Source organism: Photobacterium sp. HL06 (assembly GCF_059552575.1).
The window spans coordinates 1,504,653-1,531,621 of the sequence record NZ_CM183915.1 but is presented as its reverse complement, the minus strand read 5'-3'; the positions used below and the strand labels follow the sequence as shown (position 1 = coordinate 1,531,621).

16 protein-coding genes are annotated in these 26,969 nt (G+C 47.3%); 8 read left to right on the top strand and 8 right to left on the bottom strand.

Annotation, left to right across the window (positions count from 1 at the left end):
* Positions 1 to 319 precede the first annotated feature (319 nt).
* From AC51G0_RS24895 to AC51G0_RS24865, 7 genes are all read left to right on the top strand, one after another.
* Positions 320 to 946 (top strand): response regulator, encoded by a 627-nt coding sequence (locus tag AC51G0_RS24895; RefSeq protein WP_496302250.1) that lies wholly within the window; start codon positions 320 to 322, stop codon positions 944 to 946.
* Entirely contained in the window at positions 946 to 2,523 is a 1,578-nt protein-coding gene (uhpB, locus tag AC51G0_RS24890; RefSeq protein ID WP_496302249.1) for a signal transduction histidine-protein kinase/phosphatase UhpB, read from the top strand. The genes AC51G0_RS24895 and uhpB overlap by 1 nt, the downstream gene beginning before the upstream one ends.
* A gap of 90 nt (positions 2,524 to 2,613) precedes the next feature.
* Positions 2,614 to 3,942, top strand: coding sequence for an MFS transporter (locus AC51G0_RS24885; protein ID WP_496302248.1), 1,329 nt, complete (start codon positions 2,614 to 2,616; stop codon positions 3,940 to 3,942).
* Positions 3,943 to 4,109: 167 nt separating this feature from the next.
* On the top strand, positions 4,110 to 5,144 hold the full coding sequence (locus tag AC51G0_RS24880) for an ABC transporter substrate-binding protein (RefSeq protein ID WP_496302247.1): 1,035 nt from the start codon (positions 4,110 to 4,112) through the stop codon (positions 5,142 to 5,144).
* Positions 5,145 to 5,308: 164 nt separating this feature from the next.
* Positions 5,309 to 7,405 (top strand): ABC transporter permease, encoded by a 2,097-nt coding sequence (locus tag AC51G0_RS24875; protein WP_496302246.1) that lies wholly within the window; start codon positions 5,309 to 5,311, stop codon positions 7,403 to 7,405.
* Positions 7,406 to 7,423: 18 nt separating this feature from the next.
* The gene (gene fbpC, locus AC51G0_RS24870; RefSeq protein ID WP_496302245.1) at positions 7,424 to 8,479 is read left to right on the top strand and encodes a ferric ABC transporter ATP-binding protein; all 1,056 of its coding nucleotides are present in this window, start codon (positions 7,424 to 7,426) and stop codon (positions 8,477 to 8,479) included.
* Between the two features lie 175 nt (positions 8,480 to 8,654).
* Positions 8,655 to 10,508, top strand: coding sequence for an MOSC N-terminal beta barrel domain-containing protein (locus tag AC51G0_RS24865; RefSeq protein WP_496302244.1), 1,854 nt, complete (start codon positions 8,655 to 8,657; stop codon positions 10,506 to 10,508).
* Positions 10,509 to 10,595: 87 nt separating this feature from the next.
* Here AC51G0_RS24865 and AC51G0_RS24860 read toward each other — a convergent pair whose 3' ends face one another.
* The 6 genes from AC51G0_RS24860 to AC51G0_RS24835 form a co-directional block, all read right to left on the bottom strand.
* On the bottom strand, positions 10,596 to 11,576 hold the full coding sequence (locus tag AC51G0_RS24860) for an aldo/keto reductase (protein WP_496302243.1): 981 nt from the start codon (positions 11,574 to 11,576) through the stop codon (positions 10,596 to 10,598).
* A gap of 200 nt (positions 11,577 to 11,776) precedes the next feature.
* Positions 11,777 to 12,682, bottom strand: a complete 906-nt coding sequence (gene murQ / locus AC51G0_RS24855) for an N-acetylmuramic acid 6-phosphate etherase (protein WP_496302242.1) — start codon at positions 12,680 to 12,682, stop codon at positions 11,777 to 11,779.
* Positions 12,683 to 12,833: 151 nt separating this feature from the next.
* Positions 12,834 to 14,891: a DUF885 domain-containing protein gene (locus AC51G0_RS24850; protein WP_496302241.1), complete on the bottom strand. Its 2,058-nt coding sequence runs from the start codon at positions 14,889 to 14,891 to the stop codon at positions 12,834 to 12,836.
* Positions 14,892 to 15,375: 484 nt separating this feature from the next.
* Positions 15,376 to 15,861: a copper resistance protein NlpE gene (locus AC51G0_RS24845; RefSeq protein ID WP_496302240.1), complete on the bottom strand. Its 486-nt coding sequence runs from the start codon at positions 15,859 to 15,861 to the stop codon at positions 15,376 to 15,378.
* 204 nt (positions 15,862 to 16,065) lie between these two features.
* The gene (locus AC51G0_RS24840) at positions 16,066 to 17,274 is read right to left on the bottom strand and encodes an ammonium transporter (protein ID WP_496302239.1); all 1,209 of its coding nucleotides are present in this window, start codon (positions 17,272 to 17,274) and stop codon (positions 16,066 to 16,068) included.
* Between the two features lie 475 nt (positions 17,275 to 17,749).
* A complete protein-coding gene (locus tag AC51G0_RS24835; protein ID WP_496302238.1) occupies positions 17,750 to 19,150 on the bottom strand; it encodes a tryptophanase in 1,401 nt (466 codons plus the stop codon).
* A 1,119-nt stretch (positions 19,151 to 20,269) separates the two neighbouring features.
* On the opposite strand from AC51G0_RS24835, the gene AC51G0_RS24830 reads away from it, so the two are divergent.
* Positions 20,270 to 20,470 (top strand): hypothetical protein, encoded by a 201-nt coding sequence (locus AC51G0_RS24830; protein WP_496302237.1) that lies wholly within the window; start codon positions 20,270 to 20,272, stop codon positions 20,468 to 20,470.
* 94 nt (positions 20,471 to 20,564) lie between these two features.
* Here AC51G0_RS24830 and AC51G0_RS24825 read toward each other — a convergent pair whose 3' ends face one another.
* Both AC51G0_RS24825 and AC51G0_RS24820 read right to left on the bottom strand, forming a co-directional pair.
* Positions 20,565 to 21,524 (bottom strand): hypothetical protein, encoded by a 960-nt coding sequence (locus AC51G0_RS24825; protein ID WP_496302236.1) that lies wholly within the window; start codon positions 21,522 to 21,524, stop codon positions 20,565 to 20,567.
* A gap of 23 nt (positions 21,525 to 21,547) precedes the next feature.
* Complete coding sequence (locus AC51G0_RS24820; protein ID WP_496302235.1) at positions 21,548 to 26,665, bottom strand: putative Ig domain-containing protein; 5,118 nt, start codon at positions 26,663 to 26,665, stop codon at positions 21,548 to 21,550.
* Positions 26,666 to 26,969 lie beyond the last annotated feature (304 nt).

Below are 26,969 nucleotides of genomic sequence, written 5' to 3'. Positions count from 1 at the left end.
CCAGGGCATACCCCTTATGGAGTAAAGGTTATACCTCTTTGAGATAGATCAAAAAACCAACAATACCAAGTTCACAATTACCACAAATTGCATATGGTTACACTGTCACCACTGTGCATTTAAATTGTTTTGTATTAATTAATTACAGGTAATCTGCTATCAGGCGGAGAAGACGCAAATTGGGTGTATTTCACCTTTACGCCGCGACATACCCACACTTCTGAAATATATTTCGCGACTGGCATCACATCACGTTATGAGTGGATTGAATGCACTAAATCAATTTGCGACGATTCCCCCAATAACAAAGGATGTAATAATGATTTCTGTCGCTTTGGTCGATGACCACATCATGGTTCGTTCCGGTTTTGCCCAGCTCCTTAACGTAGAGTCGGATATTGAAGTGGAGGGGGAATTTAGTTCTGCCAAAGACGCTTTTTCCGCTCTGTCACGAACAACAGTCGATGTCGCGGTGATTGATATTTCAATGCCGGATGAAAGCGGCTTGAGCCTGCTCGAACGTCTGAGAAAAACCAACCCCAACTTCCGCGCCATTATCCTCAGCATTTATGATTCAGCGTCTTTTGTCAGCAAGGCAATTGAAGCTGGGGCCTGTGGTTATCTATCTAAACGCTGCGGTCCGGGGGAGCTTGTAACGGCCATCCGCACCGTTGCCCAGGGCGATCGCTACCTGTGTGCCGATGCCCTGTTCAACCTCAGCAATGCCCCTGCAGAGCCCAAAGCCCTGGATGAACTCACCAAACGGGAGCGGGAAGTATTCAATCACCTCATCAAAGGCATGGATGTAAAAGAAGTCGGGGTGGAACTGGCAATCAGCCATAAGACCATCCATGTTCATCGGGCCAATATTCTCAGCAAACTCGGCTTGTCCAATAACGTCGATCTGATCCGCTTCGCTCTGCAGCACAAGCTACTGGTCGAGTAATGAAAAAAGAAAAACAATTCGTCGGACGATATTTTTCATTTGCCTTTAGCTTCGTTATTTTTAATATCAGCTGGTTCTGCCTCTGGAGTATCAGCAGCTACCTTTCGCCCGATCTCTTTCTCGCAGGTTTATTTCTGCCTATCGGACTCAAGCTGGCAGTAGTCGTACTCACCCCCCGCCACTTCTGGACCTTATTCCTGTTCAGTGAGCTGGCCATCAGCGGCTGGCTGTTGTCATTGCTTGATAACGATCCCCACGACTGGTTATTGCTTCTCAGCCCGTTCATCAGTTATTTCCTTGCCTTCCCGTTTGCCACTATTTGGCAACAGCTGACAACATACTGGCAGCGATTACTGACTCTGGTTGCGTTGGTATTGGTGCATGGCTTGGCAATCGGTTTAATGATACTGCTGCTCAGCAAACCACTGGCTTTCCCGGCAGGTTATGCCTTTTCCGGTACGATTTCCGCCATCACCGGTGGGATCTTGCTGACGCCGTTTTTTTACCTGCTCTATGACTATCTCAATAAAGTCTGGGAACCTCTGAGCCCAACTCTGATCCACCAGGAAATTACCATTCGGCCTTCTGCCCTGTTGTGGACAGTCGTTTTTTTCTCTGTCGGCCTGATGGCCGAACTCACCTTCATTGAGCAGATGGAACCTTTGGTGCTGCTGGTGATGTTGTTACCCAACATCTTTATGGCATACCGCTACGGCTGGCAAGGTGGCGTGCTGGCCTCGGTGATGAACAGTATTTTGCTAACCACAGCGCGCCAGATCTCGGGATCATTCTCCAGCGATCAGGAGCTAAAGGTATTTATTACCACCCAGGCGCTAGTTGGACTGGGGCTCGGTATTGCTATCAGCCGCCAATATCTGCTGGCACAGAGACTCCAGCAGGTAAACCAAGAGCTGGCGCAAGAACTCAATAACAAGCAGCACCTTGCCCGCCAGCTGATTCAGGTCGAGGAAGATATACGAAAATCCGTCGCAAGAGAGCTACACGACGAAATCGGCCAGAATATTACCGCCATTCAAATTCAGGCGATGCTTGCCAACCGCACCACCCAGGAAGAAAACACCAAGAACATTGCCGAGGCCATCCACTCATTATCAATGCGGATCCATGGCGCTACCCGACAATTATTAACCCAGCTTCGCCCCCAAATCCTCGACGAACTCGGTCTGGAGAATGCCCTACGCCAATTGGCTCACGAGATGAAATTTGCCGAACGGCACATCAATTTCCAGTTCAATATCGGTATTGCCAACCATAAGCTCGATGACATTACCGCCGTTACCCTATACCGCATCGTCCAGGAGCTATTGAACAATGTCACTAAGCACTCACAGGCCACTGAAGTCCAGCTCAGCCTGATGCCGGGCACCATGTTCTGCCTTGAACTGCGCGACAACGGCTGTGGCCTGCCAGACAACTGGCGTACCAAGGGCCAGGGACTCAGGGGCATAGAAGAGCGGGTTAGCGCATTGGGCGGGAACCTCTCGATTCAATCCGGCCCGGGAACGCGTTTTATTGTTAACTTGCCCACAAAAATGCCAACAACCGAGGCCAACTAGGAAATTTTCCTAGTGATTTAAAAACCTGTCTCATTCATTTCCGTAACCCTTTACGTACTATCGATTCAGCAATAGGGAGATAGCGCCGCCATGATGGGGTTTCTTACATCAGAACAACCTGCGCAGACTATATCGGACAAGCAGCAAATTGATGCCACGTACAGGCATTGGCGTTTGCATCTGATGTTTTCGATGTATATCGGTTACGGCGTTTTTTATTTCACCCGCAAAAGCCTGAACTTCGCCATGCCGGCTATGCTGGCAGATCTTGGCCTGACGCATTCAGATATCGGCTTTCTCGGCACCCTATTCTATATCACCTACGGGATCTCGAAATTTGTATCCGGTATGGTGAGTGATCAGTCAAACCCAAGCTATTTCATGGGGCTGGGTTTGATAGCAACAGGTATTATCAACATCTGTTTCGGGTTGAGTTCGTCCCTGACCATGTTCGCCATATTGTGGACATTTAATGCTTTCTTTCAGGGCTGGGGCTGGCCGCCATGTGCCAAGCTGCTTACCACCTGGTACTCACGTTCCGAACGTGGTTTCTGGTGGTCAATCTGGAACACTTGCCACAACTTAGGTGGTGCCATGGTACCGCTGATCATTGGCTATGCCACCGTCGCATGGGGCTGGCGTTACGGCTTTATTATTCCCGGTACTGTAGGGATTGGTATTGGCCTAATGCTGTGCTTTCACATGCGGGATAAGCCGACCACTATGGGGTTACCGACGGTCGGGCAATGGCGCAATGATGAGCTCGAGCTGCAACAGGAGCGAGAAGGTCAAGGGCTGTCTTTTCGGCAGATCCTGAAAACCTATGTGCTCGGCAACAAGTACATCTGGCTACTGTGCAGCTCATATCTGCTGGTATATGTGGTGCGGATAGCCATCAACGACTGGGGCAATCTGTATCTTACCGAGCGCCATGGCTTTGATCTGCTGACGGCCAATACCGCGGTGTCGATGTTTGAAGTCGGCGGCTTTCTGGGCTCGCTATTTGGCGGCTGGGGATCTGACCGTTTCTTTCATGGTAACCGGGCACCGATGAATCTGATTTTTGCCTTGGGGATATTTATTTCTGTGGCCGCGCTATGGCTGACTCCGATGGACAGTTTTGCCGTACTGTCGGGATGCTTTTTTGCCATCGGCTTTTTCGTCTTCGGCCCGCAAATGATGATCGGGATGGCGGCAGCCGAATGCTCTCACAAAGATGTGGCGGGCACGGCAACCGGGTTTGTCGGCCTATTTGGCTACCTTGGTGCGGCACTGGCCAGTTATCCGGTATCACTGATTATTGAACAATTTAGCTGGGAAGGCTTCTTCAGCGTAATTACCTTGGCTGCGGCTTCTATTGGCCTGCTGATCTTGCCTTTTGTTAAAGCACAACAGCGCTCTGTAGCAACAATGAACTAACATTTCGGGCTCTCCCTTTTGTTATTGCGGATCTGCTGACGAATAAATATTTACCGCAGGGTTGCGGTGATCAGCTCAATGCATCCTACCAACGATCTCTGGCATTGAGACTACATAACAAGCAGAAAGATAACCTGCTTGGTATAACAAAAGCAGAGGAAACAATAATGAAAGCAAATACTAAACGCAGCTTGCTTGCAGCCTGCATCCTTGGTTCGGCAATGGCTGCTCCCCAGGTCATGGCTGATGGTCGCCTAGTCGTTTACTGCAGTGCTACCAATGCAATGTGTGAAGCGGAGACGAAAGCTTTTTCTGACAAATATGATGTGAAGACCTCATTCGTACGTAATGGCTCGGGCAGTACGCTAGCGAAGATCGAAGCCGAGAAGAAAAACCCACGCGCTGATGTCTGGTACGGCGGTACGCTTGACCCGCAATCACAGGCTGGCGAAATGGATCTGCTCCACGCTTATAAGTCACCTCAGCTAGAAAACATCATGGCCGACTTCAAAGACCCAGCCAAGCGTAAAGGCAACTATTCCTCTGCTGTCTATATGGGTATCCTCGGCTTCGGGGTGAACAAAGAGCGCCTGGCTGAAAAAGGCCTGGAAATCCCACGCTGCTGGAATGATCTGACCAAACCTGAATACAAAGAAGAAATCCAGATCGCCGATCCGCAAAGCTCGGGTACCGCATATACCGCGCTAGCGACCTTCATCCAGCTGTGGGACGAAGACAAGGCATTTGATTACTTCAAAAAGCTTGATAAGAATATCTCCCAATACACCAAGTCCGGTGTTACCCCATCACGCAACTCTGCCCGCGGCGAAATCGCCATTGGTATCGGCTTCCTTCACGATTACTCTCTGGAGCAGTCAAAAGGCGCGCCACTTGAGCTGATTTCACCCTGTGAAGGTACAGGCTATGAAATTGGCGGTGTCAGCATCATTAAAGGTGCCCGCAACATGGATAACGCCAAGCTATTCGTTGACTGGGTACTATCAAAAGAAGGCCAGCAACTAGCATGGCAGAAAGGTAAATCGTTCCAGATCCTCACCAACATCAAAGCTGAGCAGTCGCCTAACGCACTGGATCCTAAAAAGCTATCGCTCATCAACTACGACATGGAAACCTATGGTTCGTCTGCCGAACGTAAGCGTTTGATCAACAAGTGGGTCAACGTCGTCAAAATGGGTGAGTAACCCTCACTAACACCCCAAACAATGAGCAGCAGTTCCTGCTGCTCATTACCACCAGCTTATTAAGCAAGATATTTTCTTGGGGCTTTTTACACCCTGAAATTGACAAAAAATACACCTAACAACACCAAACAAACCACACCAACAACAAAAATTGGTACTTAATAATGAATGACTTAGCAGCTGACATCCCGTCAAGGCAGCTCCAAAGTTCAGAACAACGTGACCCTATTTTTTACTGGATCATCGCGTTAGTCGGAGCTTTTGTGTTACTGCCATCCTTTGCCCTGGATTACGGGATCTTTGAATCTACCTCGCAGGAATTCAAAGATGCGATGGGCTGGAGCAGCATGAATGTTTCGTGGCTGTGGTTCGCCCTGCCGTTGGCGCTTTTGATCCGTCCATTCAAGGCACAAAACAAATACGCCAAGAAGCGCCATCACCTCGATATCGGCTATGCCAGCTTCTGTATGCTATTTACCTTGCTCTCATCCTGGTACACCGAGCAAGGCCTTGGCTATGCCAGTATCATATTGTTCATCGCTCTCGGCTGTGTTCTCACCTTGGCACTCGCCCGGCTGGAATATCTTGGCGGCGATGTTTTTGTTATCGGTGCACTCGTCAGCATTGTTTCGCTGATCACTATTTTTATTATCTACCCGAGCATCGCCATTTTTGTTCCCATGTTCAAAGACGACATGGGTAACTTCGTGTTGTGGCAATTTGTCGAGATCCTATCGCGCTCGCAGATTATTCAGATCATCCTTAACTCGATTACCCTTGGCACATCGGTAGGTATTACTGCCACCTTCTTTGGCCTTGTCTTTGCCATCTACACCACCCGGATAGCCAAGCGCTCAGCCTTCATTGCCCGTATTTTCTCTATCCTACCTATCGTCACGCCCCCCTTTGTAGTCGGATTAGGGGTTACCCTGATGCTCGGCCGTTCAGGCTATATCACCGAGCTGATGGCCGACTGGTTTGGCTTGCAGCATACCAACTGGCTGTACGGTTTTACCGGTATTTGGATGGCGCAGGTACTGGCCTTTGCGCCGATGTCTTTCATGATCCTCGACGGGGCGATGAAATCACTGCACCCATCACTGGAAGAAGCGTCCTATACCCTGCGCGCCAACCGCTACCAGACCTTCTTCAAAATCGTCATGCCACTGCTTAAACCGGCACTGGCTAACTCCTTCCTGATCATCTTCGTCCAGTCGCTGGCCGATTTCAGTAACCCGCTGGTACTCGGCGGTAGTTTCGACGTACTGGCCACCCAGATTTACTTCTACATTGCAGGAGCTCAGTTGGATTACGCTTCAGCAAGTACCTTAGGTGCAGTGCTATTGCTGTTCTCGCTGGCTATCTTCGTGATCCAATATGTGTGGATTGGTAAACGCTCCTACGTCACCATTTCCGGTAAATCCTACCGAGGTGATGTACAGCCACTACCGACATCATTGAAACACGGTGTATCAGGTGTGCTGTACTTCTGGATGGCGTTCAACATCCTGCTCTACGGCAGCATCGTTTACGGTAGCTTCACCGTAAACTGGGGTGTGGATTACAGCCTGACGCTGGATAACTATATCAACCTGTTCGGTATGGGAATGGGCGAAGGTGCCTGGCCATCACTGATCACCACGATGACCTATGCCGGGATCGCTGCACCAATCACGGCTCTATTCGGCCTGTTGATTGCCTACATCGTGGTACGCCAGCAGTTCCACGGCAAGAAAGTGATCGAATTTGCTACCATGCTATGTTTTGCCGTCCCGGGTACAGTGGCGGGTGTTTCTTACATCCTGGCTTTCAACGATGCCCCGGTTTACCTGACAGGCACCGCTGCTATCGTGGTGATCTCCATGGTGATGCGTAATGTACCAGTCGGGATCCGTGCTGGTGTGGCAGGCCTGGGACAGCTCGACAAGTCACTGGATGAAGCCTCGCTCAGCCTGCGCGCCAACTCGTTTAAGACCATTACCCATATCTTGATCCCGCTGTTGCGCCCGGCGATCCTATCGACCCTGATTTACAGCTTTGTCCGGGCAATGACTACCGTCAGCGCAATCATCTTCCTGGTCACGCCGGAAACCCGCGTTGCGACCTCATACATCCTTAATCGAGTCGAAGACGGCGAATACGGTATTGCCATCGCCTACGGTTCGATTCTGATTTTCGTGATGCTTGGCATCATCCTTACTTTTGATTTCCTTGTCGGCGAAGCCCGTGTCTCGCGTTCAAAAGCCAACAACCAAGAATAACAACTGGAGAGAACTCTCATGGCAAATGACAACTTTGTAGTACTGAAAAATGTCTGCAAACGCTTTGGCGACAACACGGTAATTGGCAACCTTGATCTTGAAATCAAAAAAGGCAGCCTGATCACCCTGCTTGGCCCTTCCGGCTGTGGTAAAACGACGGTACTTCGTTTGGTTGCGGGCTTGGAAAAGCCAACCAGCGGCCAGATCTTTATCGACGGTGAGGATGTTACCAACACCTCGATTCAACAACGTGATATCTGCATGGTCTTCCAGTCCTATGCCCTGTTCCCGCACATGTCGCTACACGACAATGTCGGTTACGGCCTGAAGATGCTCAAGCTGCCTGCTGCCGAAATCAAACAACGGGTCGACGAAGCACTAAAACTGGTCGATTTGGAAGGCTTCGGCGATCGCTATGTTGACCAGATCTCCGGTGGCCAGCAGCAACGCGTGGCACTGGCACGTGCGCTTGTACTCAAGCCCAAGGTCCTGCTGTTTGATGAGCCCTTAAGTAACCTAGATGCCAACTTACGCCGTAATATGCGGGAAACGATCCGCGAACTGCAGCAAAGGTTCAACATCACTTCACTTTACGTGACCCATGACCAAACTGAGGCCTTTGCGGTCTCCGACACGGTCATCGTAATGAAAGACGGCGATATCATGCAGCAGGGCTCGCCTGATGAGCTGTACAAAACACCTGCCTCGATGTTTATGGCGAACTTCATGGGTGATGCCAACATTTTCTCGGGAAGTTATGACGGCCAGCATATTGAGATCAACGGCTATCGGATCCCGGCCGATCCAAACGTTGTTGATGGCAAGGCACCGGGTAGCTACAAGGTTGGCGTCCGGCCGGAAGCTATCTTGCTGGCTCATGAAGGTGAGCCTTGCCAGCAATGTATCGTTGAAAGTGTGGTGTATATGGGGTCGATGTACGAAGTCTCGGTTCGCTGGCATGATCAGGAACTATTGTTGCAGCTTAACTCCTCACAGTTCGATGCCAACCTGTCAGACCATGCGTATTTGACCATCAATCCAAGCAACTTGTTCCTGCTGGCCGACAATAGCTAATAGGAAAGAGTTAATTAACAGCCTTCACGACTATCCTCAAGCGCCTCTCTTTCTCGAGGCGCTTTTTATTTAATAAAACCTATTAAGATCGCTGTCTGTAGTCATTTTCTTTTATATGCTCTGGTAAAATACGTTGCAACAGCGCATGAAAATAACAACATCAAGGACAGTCATCGTGAGCAAGTCAGCCTCAACCGGATCCCCGGCTCTTTCGCAAGCCCCCGTTCTTTCGAAAATACACGTCTTCCCCGTCAAATCCATCGGAGGCCTAAGCCAATCTCAGGCCTGGGTCGAAAAGCAAGGATTATGCTTCGATCGTCGGTTTATGGTGGCAAAAAAAGACGGCAGTATGATCACAGCGCGCAAGTACCCTGAGCTGGTAAAAGTGACGGCCACACTGCAACCCCATGGCCTGACATTAAGCTTCCCCGATATGTCACCATTAGTGCTGAAATACGCCGACTTTACGATGAATGAGGCCAACGCCCAGGTATGGAATGATAACTTCAGTGCCTATACCACCTTATCGAAAGCCGATGCCTGGTTTAGCCATATCATTGGTGAATCAGTTCGCCTACTTTACACTGGCGAGCAATCCAACCGCGTTCGTCCCAAGATCCAGCAAAATGTCAGCTTTGCCGATGGTTACCCGTTATTGGTGATCAGTGAGGCCTCGCTTGAGGCATTAAATGAACGCAGCTCTCAGCACCACACAATGGATCAGTTCAGAACCAATTTAGTTGTCTCTAGCACCGAAGCGTTTGCCGAGGACGGCTGGAAACGTATCCGTATCGGAGAGGTCGAATTTGAAGCCGTTAAACCTTGTGCCAGGTGTATTCTGACTACTGTCGATCCAAAAACAGGTCTATTCAACGAACTGAAGGAGCCCTTGGCGACCCTGTCAAAATTCCGCTCCGATGCCTCCGGCGATGTCTTCTTTGGCCAAAATCTGGTGGCATTAAATGAAGGTGTGATCAAGGCTGGCGACACCATCGAGGTACTGGAATCCAAACCCAAGGAAATTTATCCCGACAGCAGTGAGCTCAACCTGACACTAACCTGCGTTGAACGTGAAGACATTGCCCGCGACTTTTGTACATTCTGGCTGGAACCAACCAAACAGCAGTCACTGCCAGCCTATCAGCCGGGGCAACACCTGCCACTTCAGGTGGAAATTAACGGTGAGTATATTGCCCGCCGTTATACGCTCTCTTCCAGTCCATCACGGCCGGGACGCTACGCTATTTCTGTCAAACGAATTGATGACGGCCGAGTCTCCAACTGGCTCCATGATCACCTGATGGTCGGCGATACCCTGGTTGCTGAAAAACCCGATGGTAGCTTCCACCTCGGTTTGCACACCGACAAGTTGCTTCTGCTTTCTGCTGGCAGTGGGATCACCCCGATGCTATCGATGTTGCGCTACCTGGCCGATCACGATCAGGTACGCGATGTGGTGTTTTATCACCAATGCCGAAGCCAGGCAGATATTCCCTACCAGCAGGAGCTTAAAGAACTTGCTGAACAATATCCGCAACTAACAGTGCACATCGCTCTCAGCCGTCCCGATGAGAATTGGAAAGGCCTAACCGGACGCCTTTCAGAGTCACACCTTCAGCATATCCCGACCATGACGGAGCGCCAGGTCTTTGTCTGCGGGCCGGACACCTTCATGACTGATGCCAAACACTTGCTAACTGAAGCTGGGCTGGATGAATCGAGCTACCACCAGGAAGCTTTCGGCCCTAGCCGAGGTAATAGTGAAGAAACAAAGGCAGTTACTATCAGTGTTGATGGCAACCTGTTCCAAGGCGATAACCAGCAAACATTGCTAGAGCAGGCAGAAAATGCCGGACTATCGGTATCAAATAGCTGCCGGGCCGGGTTTTGTGGCGCGTGCAAAGTGACGCTGGAATCTGGCGAGGTCGAACAACCGGATGTACCAGCACTGCTACCGGGAGAGAAGGAAGCAGGTAAGGTACTGGCATGCTGCTGTATCCCTAAGACGGATGTGGAGGTTCGATCCTAAAGCTCTTGGCCGAGTTGAAGCATTAAAAGCGAGAGGCGGAAGTCTCTCGCATAATACCTAGACCAACTCATCAATCAGACTACCAGCTTAACTGTTTTCAAGCAGTGCAATTTGTTCTGTAGACAATGTTAGATCGCCAGCCTCTATGTTTTGCTCTAGTTGTTCAACCCGCGAAGCACCAATTACAGGGATAGCGGGCACCTCTTTTTGCAGCATCCAGGCAAGAACAATCTGATTTTCCGACACACCTAACTCTCCAGCAACCTGAGAAAGTGCCTTCATACGTGTTTCGTTACCGGCATTTTCATATAAGTGCTTTAGCCAGTAGGCCTCACGTTTATCAGGATGAGTGTAATAGCCCCCCATCAATGGCGAATATGCCAAAATCGACAAGTCCTTATTATCTTTAGCATAATCAAGCAAGTTATCATCCACGTACTCACTCAGGCCCATATTTAACCCGCGACGTGGATTAAGGTACGTATGACTTTGCTGGACGCAGCTAAACTCTGCCCACCCATTGGCTCGGCTTATACCTCTTGATTGCTCAATCCGCCAGGGCTTCATATTGCTGCAACCTATGTGCCTCACCCGACCAGAATCGACTAGTTTATTTAATGCTGACATGGTTTCTTGTAGCGGGACACTACGATCATCGATATGGATATAGAGCAAGTCGATATAATCGGTTTGAAGATTTGTCAGGCTTTTATCTACGGCAGCAAGAATCGCTTTTTCTGACAGGCCTTCAATATTGTTTAGAAAATCAAGCTTTGCGGCTTCGGCATCTGTCGGATTGGCCCCCACTTTGGTAGCCAGAAAGATATCTTTGCGATTGTTTCTGGCTTTCATCCACTGCCCCAATAACAGCTCACTGTCGTTACCCCGGCCATTTCCCTCCCACCAGGCATAGCAGTTGGCAGTATCAAGGAAACGTCCACCGGCTTGAGTGTAGCAATCTAGCAGTTTATAAGAATTTTCCTGATTTATACGGCTGCCCATCCACATACAACCAAGGCTCATTTGGCTGACCAGCTGCCCTGTTTTTCCTAATTCTACCTTTCTCATACGAGCTCCATCTATCAACTAACAGCATGAGCTTACAAGCCTAACCTAGGTGTAAGTCAATAAAATATAATACTTTTTACCATTAAAGTGACATGGCCTGAGTATTAGTGTTAGCTTTATAGATAGCTATGACAAAAAAGGAAAATTATGGGTAAGTGATAGATACCATGAGGCCACTATATCGTGACCTTGTCGTATTCTTAATCCGCCGCTCTGATAGCCTCCCGTATGAACCCCTGCTTTTGATCCAAAAGTTCTCGGGCTTCATCGGCACCGAGACCCGCGAGGATCATCACAATGGCCGTCTTGCAGTGTCCATTACAGGCAACTAGTGCTATTTCAGCTTCTTCCCGACTACAATCTGTGGCCTCAACCACGATATTCTTCTGCCGCTCCACCAGCTTGGCATTGGTCGCTTCGACATCCACCATCAGGTTGCCATACACCTTGCCAGTTCGGATCATCGCACCCGTTGTCAGCATGTTCAGCACCAGTTTCTGAGCCGTGCCCGCCTTCATTCGCGAAGAGCCAGTGACGACCTCAGGCCCCACTACCGGGGTGATACTGATATCGGCCGCTTCGGTCATTGGGCTCTGCGGGTTACAGCTAATACAAGCAACCGCAGCACCAACAGATTTGGCATAGTACATTGCACCCAATACATACGGAGTACGTCCGCTCGCTGCAATCCCCACCAAGACATCATGCTGGTTGAAGCCCAACGCTTTCAAATCGTCAGCGCCAAGCTCCCGGTTATCTTCGGCATTTTCTACAGCCTTGAGAATAGCCTGATGGCCACCTGCAATCAGGCCAACAACTTGTTCAGGCCTAGTGCCATAGGTTGGCGGGCACTCACTGGCATCAAGGATCCCTAACCGACCGGAAGTGCCTGCACCAGAATAAATCAAACGCCCCCCCTGACGAAATGCAGCTGCAATCACATCTACAGCCTGCGCAATTTCAGGTAATGCTTGCTCCACTGCCAATGCCACTTTTTTATCTTCATCATTGATCACTTTCAACATGTCTAGCGTCGATAAAGTATCGATGTACTGGCTCGCGGCATTGCGGCTTTCCGTTACCATTTTGGATAAATCTATCTTCATCGGGATCTCGGGTGCTCTTCAGTCAAGTAGGAGTTACCGATCATTGTAAGGGATAAATGGTAGAGGGGATATATCAAGGGAATTATCGAAATAAAGCAGGAATAACAAAGCCCCTGGCCCTAAAGCCAGAGGCTGCTCAATTCAGACAACTTTATTTTGGGGATTGGATCCAATTATCAATACTGGTCTGAACGACTTCCATTGGCTGATCGCCATATTTCAGTAACTGATCATGGAATTCAGTCCAATCAAACTCATTGCCCAGCTCAGACTGTGCCTTCGTCAACATCTCCTTGATCACCAAGTAGCCAGATTTATAAGAAACAGCCTGACCGACATACGCGGCATAGCGGAAGCTTTCTGATTCAATATCACCTTCACCCAATGCAGAGTTTTCACTCATGTAATCACGCGCCTGCTGGATACTCCAGCCCTTGGCATGAATTCCGGTATCAACGGCCAGACGCATATTCCGCAGTTGCGCCTCGTTCAAGCTGCCGAAATACTGCAGAGCATTACATTCTTCCGCATCTTTATAAATACCACCCTGGAACTGGCTATAATCCAGATCCTGTTTGCACATACCGGTTGCATTAGCGAAAGTCGGCTTGCCGTTAGCATCAAGCTCGCCGTAAATATTCATCTCCATACCCAACCATTCGGTATATAGTGCCCAGCCTTCGGCATACGCGGTATACCAGACGTTCTCTATATACTCAGGCTTATTCGCCGGTGGGTACTCAATCGCATAGGCACTTTGGAAATGGTGGCCTGGTGCTGCTTCATGCAGCAACAAGGTCGAGACATTCCATTTTTGCAGGCTGTAGTCCGGGTTGGTATTTAGGTTAAATTCATTATTGCCATAGGAAGCTACCCCGTCATACAACTCGCGACTGGCCGGAACAGGAACAATACTGTAATCCGTTGCTATAGGCTTGAAGTACTTAGCGACAACATCATTAGCATCATTTTTAAACTTGTAATAATCCACCAGCGCGGCTTCACAGGCAGTCGGTATCGAAGCCGAAGTACAGGCATCGGCATACGGTGTGCCCGTAATCACCCGGCCATCACGGCCATAGAAAAACTTCTCGCTATTTAGGTAAGCAAAAAACTCAGCAAGATCTATATTGCCATCCATACCTTCGATATGGAATGTCCGGCTCACAACGTTGCCATCCGCACCACGCCAGTCTGCTGTGATATCTTTACCGTACTTAGCAACAATCAACTCAGCAACACGCTCCATTTCTGCCTTGGCATCGGCAACCAGATCTTCACCTAGTTGGCTGAGCTCCATCGCTGATTTTCCTGTGGTACTGTTACGGTCCAAGTGCCACTGATACCACGCCTGACCGTTAGGCAGATCGCCCCAGCCAATATTAGTATCCGTCAAGTCGCCTTTCTCACCGCTACCACGCGCTGCACCTATGTAGTCCCCATTCAGATACACCAAAAGCTCATCGGTTGCAGTGATAGCATCATCAACTGCACGCTGATACTCATTGATGAAATCAGCTTTATAGTCACTGCTGTGTCCCTTTATATCATCCAGCCCGGCTTTCAACATTTGGTAACTATCCGCGCCAACCGTATCGACAGTACTTTTTACCAATCTAGCCGTCAGCACTTTCGGCAGTTGGGATCGTTCAATCTGTCCCATCGCATACTGGGAGTACAGGTTATTTACCCATGACGTGAATTCTCGTATAACCTGAACATGACTACGATAATCATCAGCGCTATCTTGTACCGCCCCCGCCGTCCAGGCATTCCATTCGATATAGTTATAAAAATGAGTAATGGGAATAGCAAAGTTACCAAACCGTGTATTTGGCAGTGATGTTCCGCGAAGGCCTATATTACGGTCAAAGCGGAAGGTGTCGAAATAGATTTTATCTTCATCCGATAACGCATCTCGGTCGAGAGCTTCAAGCTTGTCCAAATACAGCCTATCTACAGCCTGACGAGAAGATGCCATCTGATCCGTTATCTGGCTGAATGTTGTATTATCCAAAATATCCATTGCATCTTGATAAGCGGAGAAAACAGATCGCATTTCAGCCGCTACATCCTGATTTTGTTTTGGTTGTTCAATAATACTCGGTTGCTCAATAATATTAGTTGTATCATCATCACAACCAGCCAGTGCTGTTACTGCAAATATTGCAACGGCTAATGGTGAACTACGCATATCACTGCCTTTCATTACATGTCCCTCTTTGTATTATTTTTTAATCGTATCTACTTGATGGGTATGCATTACAACGAAGAGGGTAAAAGAACAGTGGCTATAAAGTTGTGAAAAATATCACGTTATACACGGCATTATCTTTATTCATGATATGCATACTCTCAGAAAGGCGAGATTATTCACCGACATGTAAGTTTTATATTGGAAATGCAGTGTCATCCTGCATAGATAGATATAAACCATGAATAATTTAAAACGATAAAAAACATGGAAATTATTAGTTATTGATCCAAGATCGAGTTTTAATAATTAAATGTGAACTTAAGACTAATAAGAATTCATTATTTCGAATATAACAGATCAATACCATACATTTAGAAAATAAGAATGTTGTTTCTAATTTATTCTGATGACAGTTTTTAAACATAGTAATAAAAAATTGAATACCTGACTATTTCCATCTGGAAAAGTCAGGTATCGATAAACTATATGGGAGTTTTTATTGCTTTTTCAGTACGTACTGCTCGGCCAGTTCACCACTTACACGTTGGCCATTATCATCCAATCTGAACAACTGATTCTCTGCGACAAAAAACTGTATGATTTCTTCACTCTCACTCGGCACCGCTATCGTGTTGCCAGCAGCGTTCCAATTGAATTTACCTTGGTAGACAAACTGGCTGTCTTCTTTACCAAGATAGTTCTCAGTCAGCACAAAGGTTCCATCGAAGTTTATCTCGAGTTTTGTCTCAACACCCTCACAATCAGCACAAGGCAGAGTGCCCAGATAGGTGCCATTCCAATCAAGCGAATTGAGGGCATTATGCGCCGTATCAACAGATTGAAGCTGTTCTACTGACTCCTGAGATCCTGCAGCCGTTTCTGTTTGCTGTGGCTCTTGCGATGCAGGCTCTTGGCTAGCTTTTTGATCACAGCCAACTATAACGAGGCCTGCCAGCATCAGGGCTAATAATGTCTTGTTCATAACTACTCCTCTATATACTCAAGTATCGAACACGGTGCAATTATAAGCAGGCTTTTGTCTGGACCACGTCATCGCTATGTTAAGGGTCAGTCAATAATACCAATCAGCTGGCTACCCGTTTGACCGTCATTTCTCCATCACAAATAACAAAAGGGCAGCCATGCTGCCCTTTTGTTGTTAATCAGTATAGATAACGAAATAAGTCTAATCTTCGTTAATTGCACCAATCTTGTGGATAGACAGATCGGCACCGTTATACTCTTCTTCATCGGTCAAACGTAGTCCAACGGTCTTCTTAATAATGCCGTAAACAATTGCGGATCCCACCACGGCAACCACAATACCTACAATTGTGCCAATGAACTGGCTCGCAAGGCTAACCCCACCTAAACCGCCAAAAGCTTCGCTACCAAAAATACCCGCGGCAATACCGCCCCATGCACCGCACACACCGTGCAGCGGCCATACACCCAGCACATCATCAAGCTTGAGTCGGTTCTGAACATAGGTAAATAGCCAAACGAACAATGCCCCCGCAACGGCGCCTGTCACCAATGCTCCCACAGGGTGCATCAGATCGGATCCCGCACATACCGCTACCAAGCCAGCAAGCGGGCCATTATGGATAAAGCCCGGGTCATTCTTTCCGACGAAGAGCGAGGTGATGATCCCGCCGACCATCGCCATCAGGCTGTTCACCGCCACCAAGCCGCTAATACCATCCATCGTCTGTGCCGACATCACGTTAAACCCAAACCAGCCAACAGTCAGGATCCATGCGCCCAGCGCCAACAGCGGAATATTGGATGGAGCAAAAGCAACAAGGCGGCCACCACGATAACGGCCGTTCCGGATCCCCAGCATAGCGACGACGACCAGGGCGATCCAACCGCCTACTCCATGAACAACCACCGAACCGGCAAAGTCATGGAAGGCCGCACCAAATGACGCTTCAAGCCAGTCCTGGAATCCATAGTTACCGTTCCAGATAATTCCCTCGAAGAACGGATATACCAAACCGACAGTGAAGAAAGAGCCCACTAACAGAGGATAGAAACGAGCACGCTCTGCAATCCCCCCCGAGATAATCGCCGGGATAGCCGCAGCAAATGTCATCAAGAAAAAGAACTTCACCAGCTCATAACCATTGTTGGCACTGAGCTGATCGGCACTGGACAAAAAGGTAACATCATAGGCGACCCAGTAACCGATAAAGAAATAAGCTATGGCAGAAAAGCCGAAGTCGGCGATAATCTTGACCAGAGCATTGACCTGGTTTTTCTGCCTAACGGTACCCACTTCCAGAAAGGCAAATCCGGCGTGCATGGCCAAAACCATGATCGCCCCCAGTAAAATAAATAATGTATTCGAGCTTTGGGTCAGTATTTCTACAGCGCTGTTGATGTCTTCCACAAACGTCTCCACATCCTTGTTGATAAATCATGTTTGCAATGTGGAATAAGCAGATTCTGTGCCACAGTGAACCATTCTTGGGTTCCAAAATAGCACTTAAGGTTACGCTTTAACTTAAACCATTGTTTATAATGATATAAGTAAGAAAATAGATGCACGAGTTCTGTGCAGCACAGATGTAACACAGATGTTAGTCAAATATTAAATGCACTTTTTTAGCCTAACAACACGCCCCAAAATAGGGCGAATAAGTTGTAAACGCACCTTTATAGTGCTCAGGCTGGGTGAGTTATCCCCAAAGGCGGCGGGAAAAATGTGACAACTTTCCGTAGAGCAGATTGTCCTGATAACACAAAGCCCCAGCTTGTCCCAATTGGTATAAGCTGAGGCTTAGATTTCATTGCCTATCTTGTGGTGTCAGCCTGAAGCATGACGCAGTCGCAGTGCTCGCTTTGCCATACTCAAGATTAACGGCCTACTCCACCGGCTTGAGCTTGGCCGTGAAGTGTCGCAATACCGGCGGCTCGTATTCAAACGTCAGTCCTTTGATCTCTTGAGCACGCTTACATACCGCAATCAACGCATCAGCAATATAGTCCATGTGATCATTGGTATAGACCCGACGCGGGATCGTCAGACGCATAAGCTCCAGTGGCGTTTCCTTCTGCTTGCCTGTTTCTGGATCACGACCCAGCAACAACGAGCCAATTTCTACGGCACGAACACCCGCTTCAAGGTAGAGCTCATTACACAACGCATGGGCAGGGAACTGCTCCGGCGGAATATGCGGCAGGATCTTCTTAGCATCGACAAACACCGCATGGCCGCCCGTCGGATACTGGATAGGAACACCACCTTCACGGAGCCGCTCGCCAAGATACTCAACCTGGCTGATCCGGTAGTGCAGGAAGTCTTCATCAGCACCTTCATATAATCCGCGTGCCAATGCTTCCATGTCACGCCCAGCCATGCCGCCATAGGTCACAAAGCCTTCCATCGGTACACAACGGGTCCGAACGGCCTGGAATAATTCTTCATGATCACGAATACAGCATAGGCCGCCGATATTGACCATAGGATCTTTCTTTGCCGACATCGTCAACATATCGCCATATTGGTACATCTCACGGATGATCTCGAGGATCGAGCTGTTCTCATAGCCCGACTCGCGCTGCTTGATGAAGTAGGCATTTTCACAATAACGGGCAGAGTCAATGACCACCGGAATATCATTCTTCTTCGCAATCTCGTACACCGCCCGCATGTTTGCCATCGACACGGGCTGACCACCTGAACTATTACAGGTCACAGTGGTAATAATGGCAGCGATATTTTTCGAGCCGTAATGCTCTATAGTGGATTCGAGCTTATCGAGATCGAAATTGCCCTTCCAGTCTTCATAGGTGTCGGTATCAAAGGCTTTCTCGGTCAGTACATTGAGCGCCTTGCCGCCGTTGAGTTCAATGTGACCTGCGGTCGTGTCAAAATGGTAGTTGGAAATAAATACCGGTTTATCGCCACCACGTACGGTTTTCATCCGCTCTATCAAACACGGAAACAAGATCTGCTCGGCACCACGCCCCTGATGTGCTGGTACGGTCAGTTTATAGCCGAAGAAATGCTGCACAGCATCACACAGATTGAAGTAGTTTCGGCTTCCGGCATAGGACTCATCTCCCATCATCAGGCCAGCCCACTGCACATCACTCATGGCACCTGTGCCGGAGTCAGTCAGCAAGTCAATATAGACATCCTCGCTTTTTAACATAAACGGGTTGTAGCCTGCCTCGATGATAGCCTCGCGACGATCGTCTTCATTGGTCATGCGGATCGACTCAACCATTTTGATGCGAAAAGGTTCTGGAATACGTTTCATAGATATTGCCTCATAAGCAACCGTTATGTTCTGCAGTGCTTCTTACAGGTAGTGAGAATCCATAACGGGTTCAACAAATTACCAACGACGATATTCAGCCAAAGGCTGCGCTGTTAGTGTTATTGGGTTGGCTTGTTGATGAACAAGCACAAGAAAACGCAAGATGCGTTAAAAGGCTTATGCAGACGGGAAATCGTAGGATAGACGGAAGTCTTGATTGTACCAAGATGACAACACGAGTGTGATGTCTGGCGTAACCAAGTAGGTTGTGCTCATCATGTCATCCTTCCTTTGATGGTGGGTGAATACTTGCAATCAGTATAGTCAGACGTTTGGCCAATAAACCACTCAGGAAGTTTAAAAGTGAGACATCGATAAATGTTGTACTTGCTGCCTATGACAGATTCTAATCGCTTAATAACGAAACAGCCGCAACAAAATCCCTTTATTGCGGCTGTCTGCGTGTTGATATTCATCATAGGTGTGACACTGCTCACACTCCATAACCTATTTTGAGAGGTGTTGTTCGAAAAAATTGAGCAAGAATCTTGCGAGTGATCCGGTCTGAAAGAGGGTATCGATTTATAGTTTCAAGCTAAATATAAAAAATCGAATTCACTTCGACGCAGTCAAAAACCAATAAAATCAACACCTTACTATCACCAACCATAACATTCATCGATCTGCATCACATTTATTTGCAAGAAAGATGTTTACAGCGGACAAATTTATGTTTAGTGTTTTGTTGTCTGCAACTCAGACCTGAAAAATGATTTTCGAAGAACACTTCACACTCCTAGCTTCTCGCCAAAGCCTGCTGTAAAGAAGAACCTCAAAAAAAATCATATACATGATTTATTTCCACTGCCGTCGTGTATACCAAATTGCCTGAACCGCTCTGATTGGTTCAGATAAATAATTATTTGGTATCGTTGCAATCGACCATGCAGTGATGCGCTATTGAGTAGGGTGATCTCGTAGCGGTAAATAGATAAAGGTCAATGAGTTAAAACGATAACAACCGCCACCTGACGTGCGCGGAACAAAATTATCTACTCAATTTGATAGCCACAAGCATAACGCTCTTAAAGCATTGTTTGGGCAAATAAGGAAAGCACTATGATTTCACAAACCGGTATTATCCGTAGCTTCAACTCTAAAGACAAAACTGGCCTGATCACTTGCGATCTAGGTGGAGATATCCGCTTTGATGTCGCCAATGTGAATGGCAATTGTCAGCCTGTTTCTGGCAGCCTGGTTGAGTTCATTATGGATGACTCGGCGAATAAGCTACAGGCGGTTAAGATTCGCTTTATCTAAGCTTGAATTAATCCGGCAGATAACAGTCCGATCGACAGCATATAAAAAAGGCGACTCAGAAGTCGCCTTTTTTAGTTATGAAAGATAAACCTTACTATTTAGTCAACATCCATTCCTTGTAGCCACTATTAAAGCCACCGCCCCACTTATTTCCTTCAGTGAAATACACCACTCCGACATTGGCACACTGAATTTTGTAATCACCCTTTCTCTCAATGGCGATACAATTTTTATGACCATTATATTCGGCAATCTGTCCAACTACAGTGAAAGTGTCATTGTATACACCGTCCGAGGAGTCATCATTTACCGGGTAATCTTCAGACTCCCTCACACCTTCAACTTCTCTCCAGTGTTCCGATGTATTGTTAAAATTTGTATTTGCCCAAAGTGATGCTGATGGAACACCCATAACAATTGAATTATAGTTTCGTGCCGTTAATTCAACACCAGTCCAAGATTGGTTCCATGTATTGACAGAAACCGTATTTTTATATTTGGTACCCCCCAAGTTTTTATCACCGTTATCTAAATCTGGGTACCAAGTTAACAACTCACCACATCCCTGATCATCGCACTCTTGATACTGCATTCCTTCATACGCAGGCATACCATTGATAATAATAGGTTCTCCACTAGCATTAACCCAGTTATCTGGTTCCTGTGTATATTCATATCCTTTCGAGCGGCTTTCACCATTATCGGTAAGTTGAGTACCATTGCGGGTAAATGTATTACGGAATGTGAGGTCACCATGGTGATCTTTTACAACCTCGTCTTCACTAAAATAATTTCCGTCACCAGTGGTAATTGTTACTGTTTTAGTAAAAGTGCCACAATCTGGTTCAGAAGACTCACCATTATAGGCATAGATACAACCATGAGAGGTATAAGTTTGCACTGTACCAGAAGGCGCCATATAGTCATTCAGATTTACCGTTGATAGCGCTGTTGTACCATTAACTTGAATTTCACCTTGCACATTAAGAATGGCAGCAGATGCATTCAGTGAGAAAACAGAACCGATCACTGTACATAGAATTGTTTTTTTCATTGTTTTAATCCTTAAATCTAAAATTATTGTGAATCTTTAATCGTTAGGTTGCCAAATACAGTGACATCGCTATTAATCGTGACAACCGTTGGACCTGATGTTGATTGAACGGTGATCGTTTCTGTTTCTGTAACATCGCCATGCGATATAAATTGGTCAGGCGTCATGATGCCGGTATTATCACCACCATTATTTCCATCGCCACCATCGGGGTCAGAAGGAAGGGTGATAGTGCCGTCTTCATTCAAGGAGCCGACTTCTTTACCGCTGGCATCGGTAATTACCCTTGTCGCTAAGTTATACTGATAGACCAGCTTCCCGGCTGCATCAAACACCTCGCCGCTAAGTGGGTCATATTTGCCAATCACAGTATTGCCATCTGGGGCTTTTACAATGAAAGTGACAGGGTTATAGACTGCGATCGAGGTTCCATCTGCGTCAGTGATAATTTTATCTTTGCTATTAAGGCCTTCGGTCAACTCGGTCTGTGCCGCCATTAAAGAGGTAGCATACGGGTAACTCCAGACGGTCTCCCCATCACCTGCATTTAGCGCTTTAATTGTCTGGCCGTCATCAGTCCAGACAGTAGACGCGAAATACTTCGTTTCACCTGACTGTGTATATTCCCACTCCCAGTATTGAACCAACGACTTACCGTTGATGTCATATTCAGTCAATTCAACGTCATTGCGTGGCGCTGTATTCCACGATTCTGTCAATGGAGAATACTCAATCAACTCTGCCTGGATCTGACCGTTTGCATCGCGATACCAGTGTTCAACTGCCAGCTCTTCCTGGATTGAGATATAGATGCCAGTAGTATCAATCGCTAAAGATGCTTTCGGAACAATAGTGTCGTTGTGACTGATCACAGAGGTGTTGATGATGAACTCTTCGCTGACGCTGTTATCGGCAGGTTCTGCATAAAACACAACAGATTCACCCGGCTTGATATCTGCCACAGAGGAACTCATACCAGGATAGTCAAAATCGACACCACATTCGGTATTGCTGTCATTTCCGAATGCCACACTATTTTGTGTTGATTGCTGGCGAAGGCTATACATGCCATTTTCGAACTTGTCGTTCAGCAAATAGAACTCATAAGCCATGTTGTCGCCAAACGTATAGCTAGGCTTATCCAAGGATGAGTGTTTATCAGCAACGAAGCCAAGGCTTTCACAACTTGTATCAAAGAAGACATCGACATCCAAGATATCGTTCTCATGCGTAACTGCCGCACGGCTCTTACTTTCAGCTTCAACAGAAGTTAGCTTATCGTTGATGATCACCTCGGCGGTTGACTGTTGCCAGTATGCCTCGGCACTTTGCTTCCCGATAAAGAACGTAAACGGTTTGCTTTGATACTCACTTTCTAGCGTCTCGATAACGGCATTTGAGTAACTCTCATACATATGCACCCGGGGAAGCTTTGTATCACCAGATGCGTCATGTATTAGCGACAATAGCGGTGTACCATCTTCGCCAATGCCCAGCTTGTCACCATCGACTTGCCAGCTACTGATCTCTAATTGAGTTCCATCCTCAATAGGACAAGTACCATCAGCAGAGTCCGCAACAAAGAGCTTGTTATCCTCTGTGAATCGAGTAATCCAGCAATTCGGCTTGAGCTGCCCATTAACTTGTCGGATCCCATTAATATCGAAACGATACAGACCTTTACCAACAAGAAGCTCAGTCAATGTGTTGCTGGTTGCTGGTTTCTCCTTGATATTGAGCTGTACTGACGCCTCGACCTGATTGCTATCATCATCACTGGCAACGATTTTTAGAGTGAACTTACCCGAGATCTGAGGGGTTCCTGTAATATTTAGTGCCGAGTTTAGAACCTCATAACTAAGGCCTGTACTTCCATCAATAGCGGTATAGGTAAGCTTGTCGCCGTCCACGTCAGTGAACAGTTCTGCAAAGTTGACGGAGGCATTGATAGATTGACCTTCCTGTAACTCTAGGCCATCGATGCTTGTCTGAAGTTGTGACAGTCGCTCTGTGTTAACCACAGGTACGCTCTTCTCACCTTCATCCGGTTCAGAAGGAGGAGCGATGGTTCCGTCCTCATTAACAGTTCCCACTTCTTTGCCACTCGCATCGGTGATCACCCCAGTAGCAAGATCGTGTTGATAGACAACTTGCCCAGCAGCAGTCGTGATGTTGCCAGTAGTTGAATCGTAACTACCAATAACAGTGATCCCGTCAGCGGCTTTTACAATGTGGGTAACAGGGTTGTAAACCGCGAACGTGGTCCCGTCAGCTGCAGTGATAATTGTGTCACGGCTATTGAGCACAGCTGTTTTTGCTGTCGCTAAAGATGTGACATAGCTGTAGGTCTCAGTCGTGTTCTCTGCACCTGCGTAAACAGTTTTCATCACCTGCCCGCCATCGGTCCAGGCAGTGAATGAATCATACTCTGTATTACCGGATTTTATTTCCCATTCCAGGACTTGAACTAACGTATTACCTTTGACATCGTATTCAGTAAATTCAATATCATTACGTCGTGTTGTATTCCACTCTGCATTCAGTGGGGAATACTCGATCAGTTCAGCCCGAATATTTCCTTGTGCATCACGATACCAACGCTCAACAGCCAGCTCTTCAGCAATTGGAATATAGATACCGGTTGCATTAATCGATAAAGAGGCTTGTGGTTCAATGCTCTCGTTACGGTCTACAACATGAGTATTGATAATCAACGCTTCGCTGGACGTCCTGTTGGTTGGCTCTGCGAAAACCATGACGGACTCACCCGGTTTGATATCTGCCGGAGAAGAACTGAAGCCTGGGTAGTCAAAATCGATACCACACTCGGTATTGCTGTCGTTCCCGAAAGCCACACTACTTTGTACCGATTGCTGATGTAGGCCATACATGCCATTTTCAAACTTGGTGTTCAGCAAATAGAACTCATAGGCCATGTTCTCGCCAAACGTATAGCTAGGATTATCAACAGATGAGTGCCCATCTTTAACAAAACCAAGGCTTTCACAGCTTGTACTAAAGAAGACATCAACATCGAGGAAATCGTCTTCGTATATGACTGCAGCACGGCTCTTGCTTTGTGCATCAACTGTGGTTAGCTCGCCATTGACGATGACTTCGGCTTCTGACTGTTGCCAGTATGCCTCGGCACTTTGCTGGCCGACAAAGAAAGTAATTGGCTTGCTTTGGTTTTCGCTCTCAAGCGTATAGTCAGTACCGTCTTTGGCAATGGCTGCCTGCTGGGTAACTTCGTTCAAGTGTACCCGTGGTAGCGTAGCAGCGCCGGAAGCATCATGGTTTAGCATCCAAGTCACGGTGAGACCTTCGTCGAGGCTCACCTTGATGTTGTTACCATCAATTTCCCAGCTGCCCTTTGGTGTAACGATATCGCCTTCGCCCGGACAGGTGCCATTGTAAGACTCTGCATATACAACCTTGTTATCATCCGTCAGGCGAGTTGCCCAGCAGTTCAGCTTAGGGCTGCCTTGCTCGATTCCCTCAGCCTCGAAGCTATACAGATTCAGGCCAACAAGAAGATCCGACAGCGGGTTTCTCGGTTTCTCAGCGATTTTCAGGGTGACTTTCGCTTCGACCTGATTATTGTCATCATCGCGAGCGGTAATTGTCAGGGTAAAACTACCGGGTACATTAGGCGTACCAGAGATATTCAGATCTGAATTGACAAGCTCATAACGCAGGCCAGTGTTGCCTGCTGCAACAGTATAAGATAGCGAATCGCCATCCTTGTCTGTGAACAGATTTTCAATACTAATAAAGGCATCAACAAACTGACCTTCATGAAGATCTAGTTTATTGATTTCTTGTTGAAGCAATTCGACTTTAGAGGCATCTAATTCTGGCGCACTCTGGAAAGCAGCTACGTTAAATTTAATCAACGTATTAACTAGGCCAACAACCTCACCATCTGCATCTATATCCTCTGACGCCAGCTCGATATAGTACTCACCTGCCTCGGCTATAGAATTACCTTCAGCATCTTTATCACTGCGGATCACTAGCTGCTGACTATCATTCAGTGTGACTGAAATGCCATGCTCCGCCAGATACTCTACACTAGCAGTAGTAAGGTCCACCCGAGGGTAAGTATCTTCATCCAAGTCACTGTCTTTAAATAGCCCCTTTACACTTTCTGAAGTTGTTTGGGCAAATTCATCCTTGTTATTTAGCTCAAGTTTCTCAAGCTCTCCAACAAGTAGTGCGTGCTTAGTGTCATCAACAACGGCGACATAGTTGGCAACCGGAGCCTCAACGGTCACATTACCTTCTTCATCCTTCTCAACCGGAACCACCGGCTTATAGTCAGGGTTGTTAAGGTCGGCTTCACTGGTTTGGTTGACCTCGGTGACAACTTTGCTCACGACATCTTCCATAACCTCATCGAGCTCGATCTCATCACTTGTCTGGTGATGGGTCTCGGTCAAAATCTGGGCTGTTTTATGAAGCTTGCTGGCCAGCTCTTTTTCAGCGTCATCAGCGTCAGTATCCGTTTTTGCCTCGATATAATCGGCATACAAGTCAATTTCAGCAGTACTATCTGGCTCTTTCAAGCTACTTAGCATTTCCTGGACATTGGCTTCAGCGACTGCTTTATCATTGCCCTTGCTCATTTCAGCAACGACTAGGTCGGTAATCGGGCTGGCAATTTTAGCCCCGGCTGGTGCACGGAAAACAACACTCTTGCCCATGGCCTGATAGGGTTGGTCCATATCAACGGTATAAATACCAGGCTGAACACCAAATTGACTGTAGTCGGCATAGGGCTCAAGAATTTTTACCACAACAGGATGGCTATTGAAGTTGTTCTCGACTTCTTTCGTGACTTTGATATCCAGCAGACCTTTTTCATTGGTCAAAACCAGATTACCGTTGATGTCAGTAATGATTTCGTTAACTTGACAATCACCATCGCCATTAAGATCGGAACAGATCAAGGCATTTTTCAAATAACCATCGATGGTTGTGATGACAACACCACCAACAACAGGAGTGGTAATTGGAGGAACGCCAACTGGAATGCTTGGCTTTTTGGGTTGCTCGCTACCGCCTTCTCCACCACCACAACCCGATACGGTTAATGCGGCAGCCAACGACGCGGTTAATAATGAATATTTAAAGTGCATATATTTCCTTGGTAATGCATTTTGATGCAATGGCACCGTGATTCTTAATTTTTATATTTGTGGATTTACTTATAAGTGCGCGCGCATATATAGCGGATTTGATTTTGCGAGCAATATCTCACTTTCATGTCTGTGACTCTGGGCACTATTTTGTCCAACAAATGGTTGTTATTCATACGGCGAATGGGTCGAGCGAGAGATATACACCCACAGGTGGTTGATAGTTAACGGATTAGAGTAATTGCATTAATATGCGTGGGTAAAAAGTAGGAGGGAAAGCTTTGAGGTTAGAGACAAAAGGAAA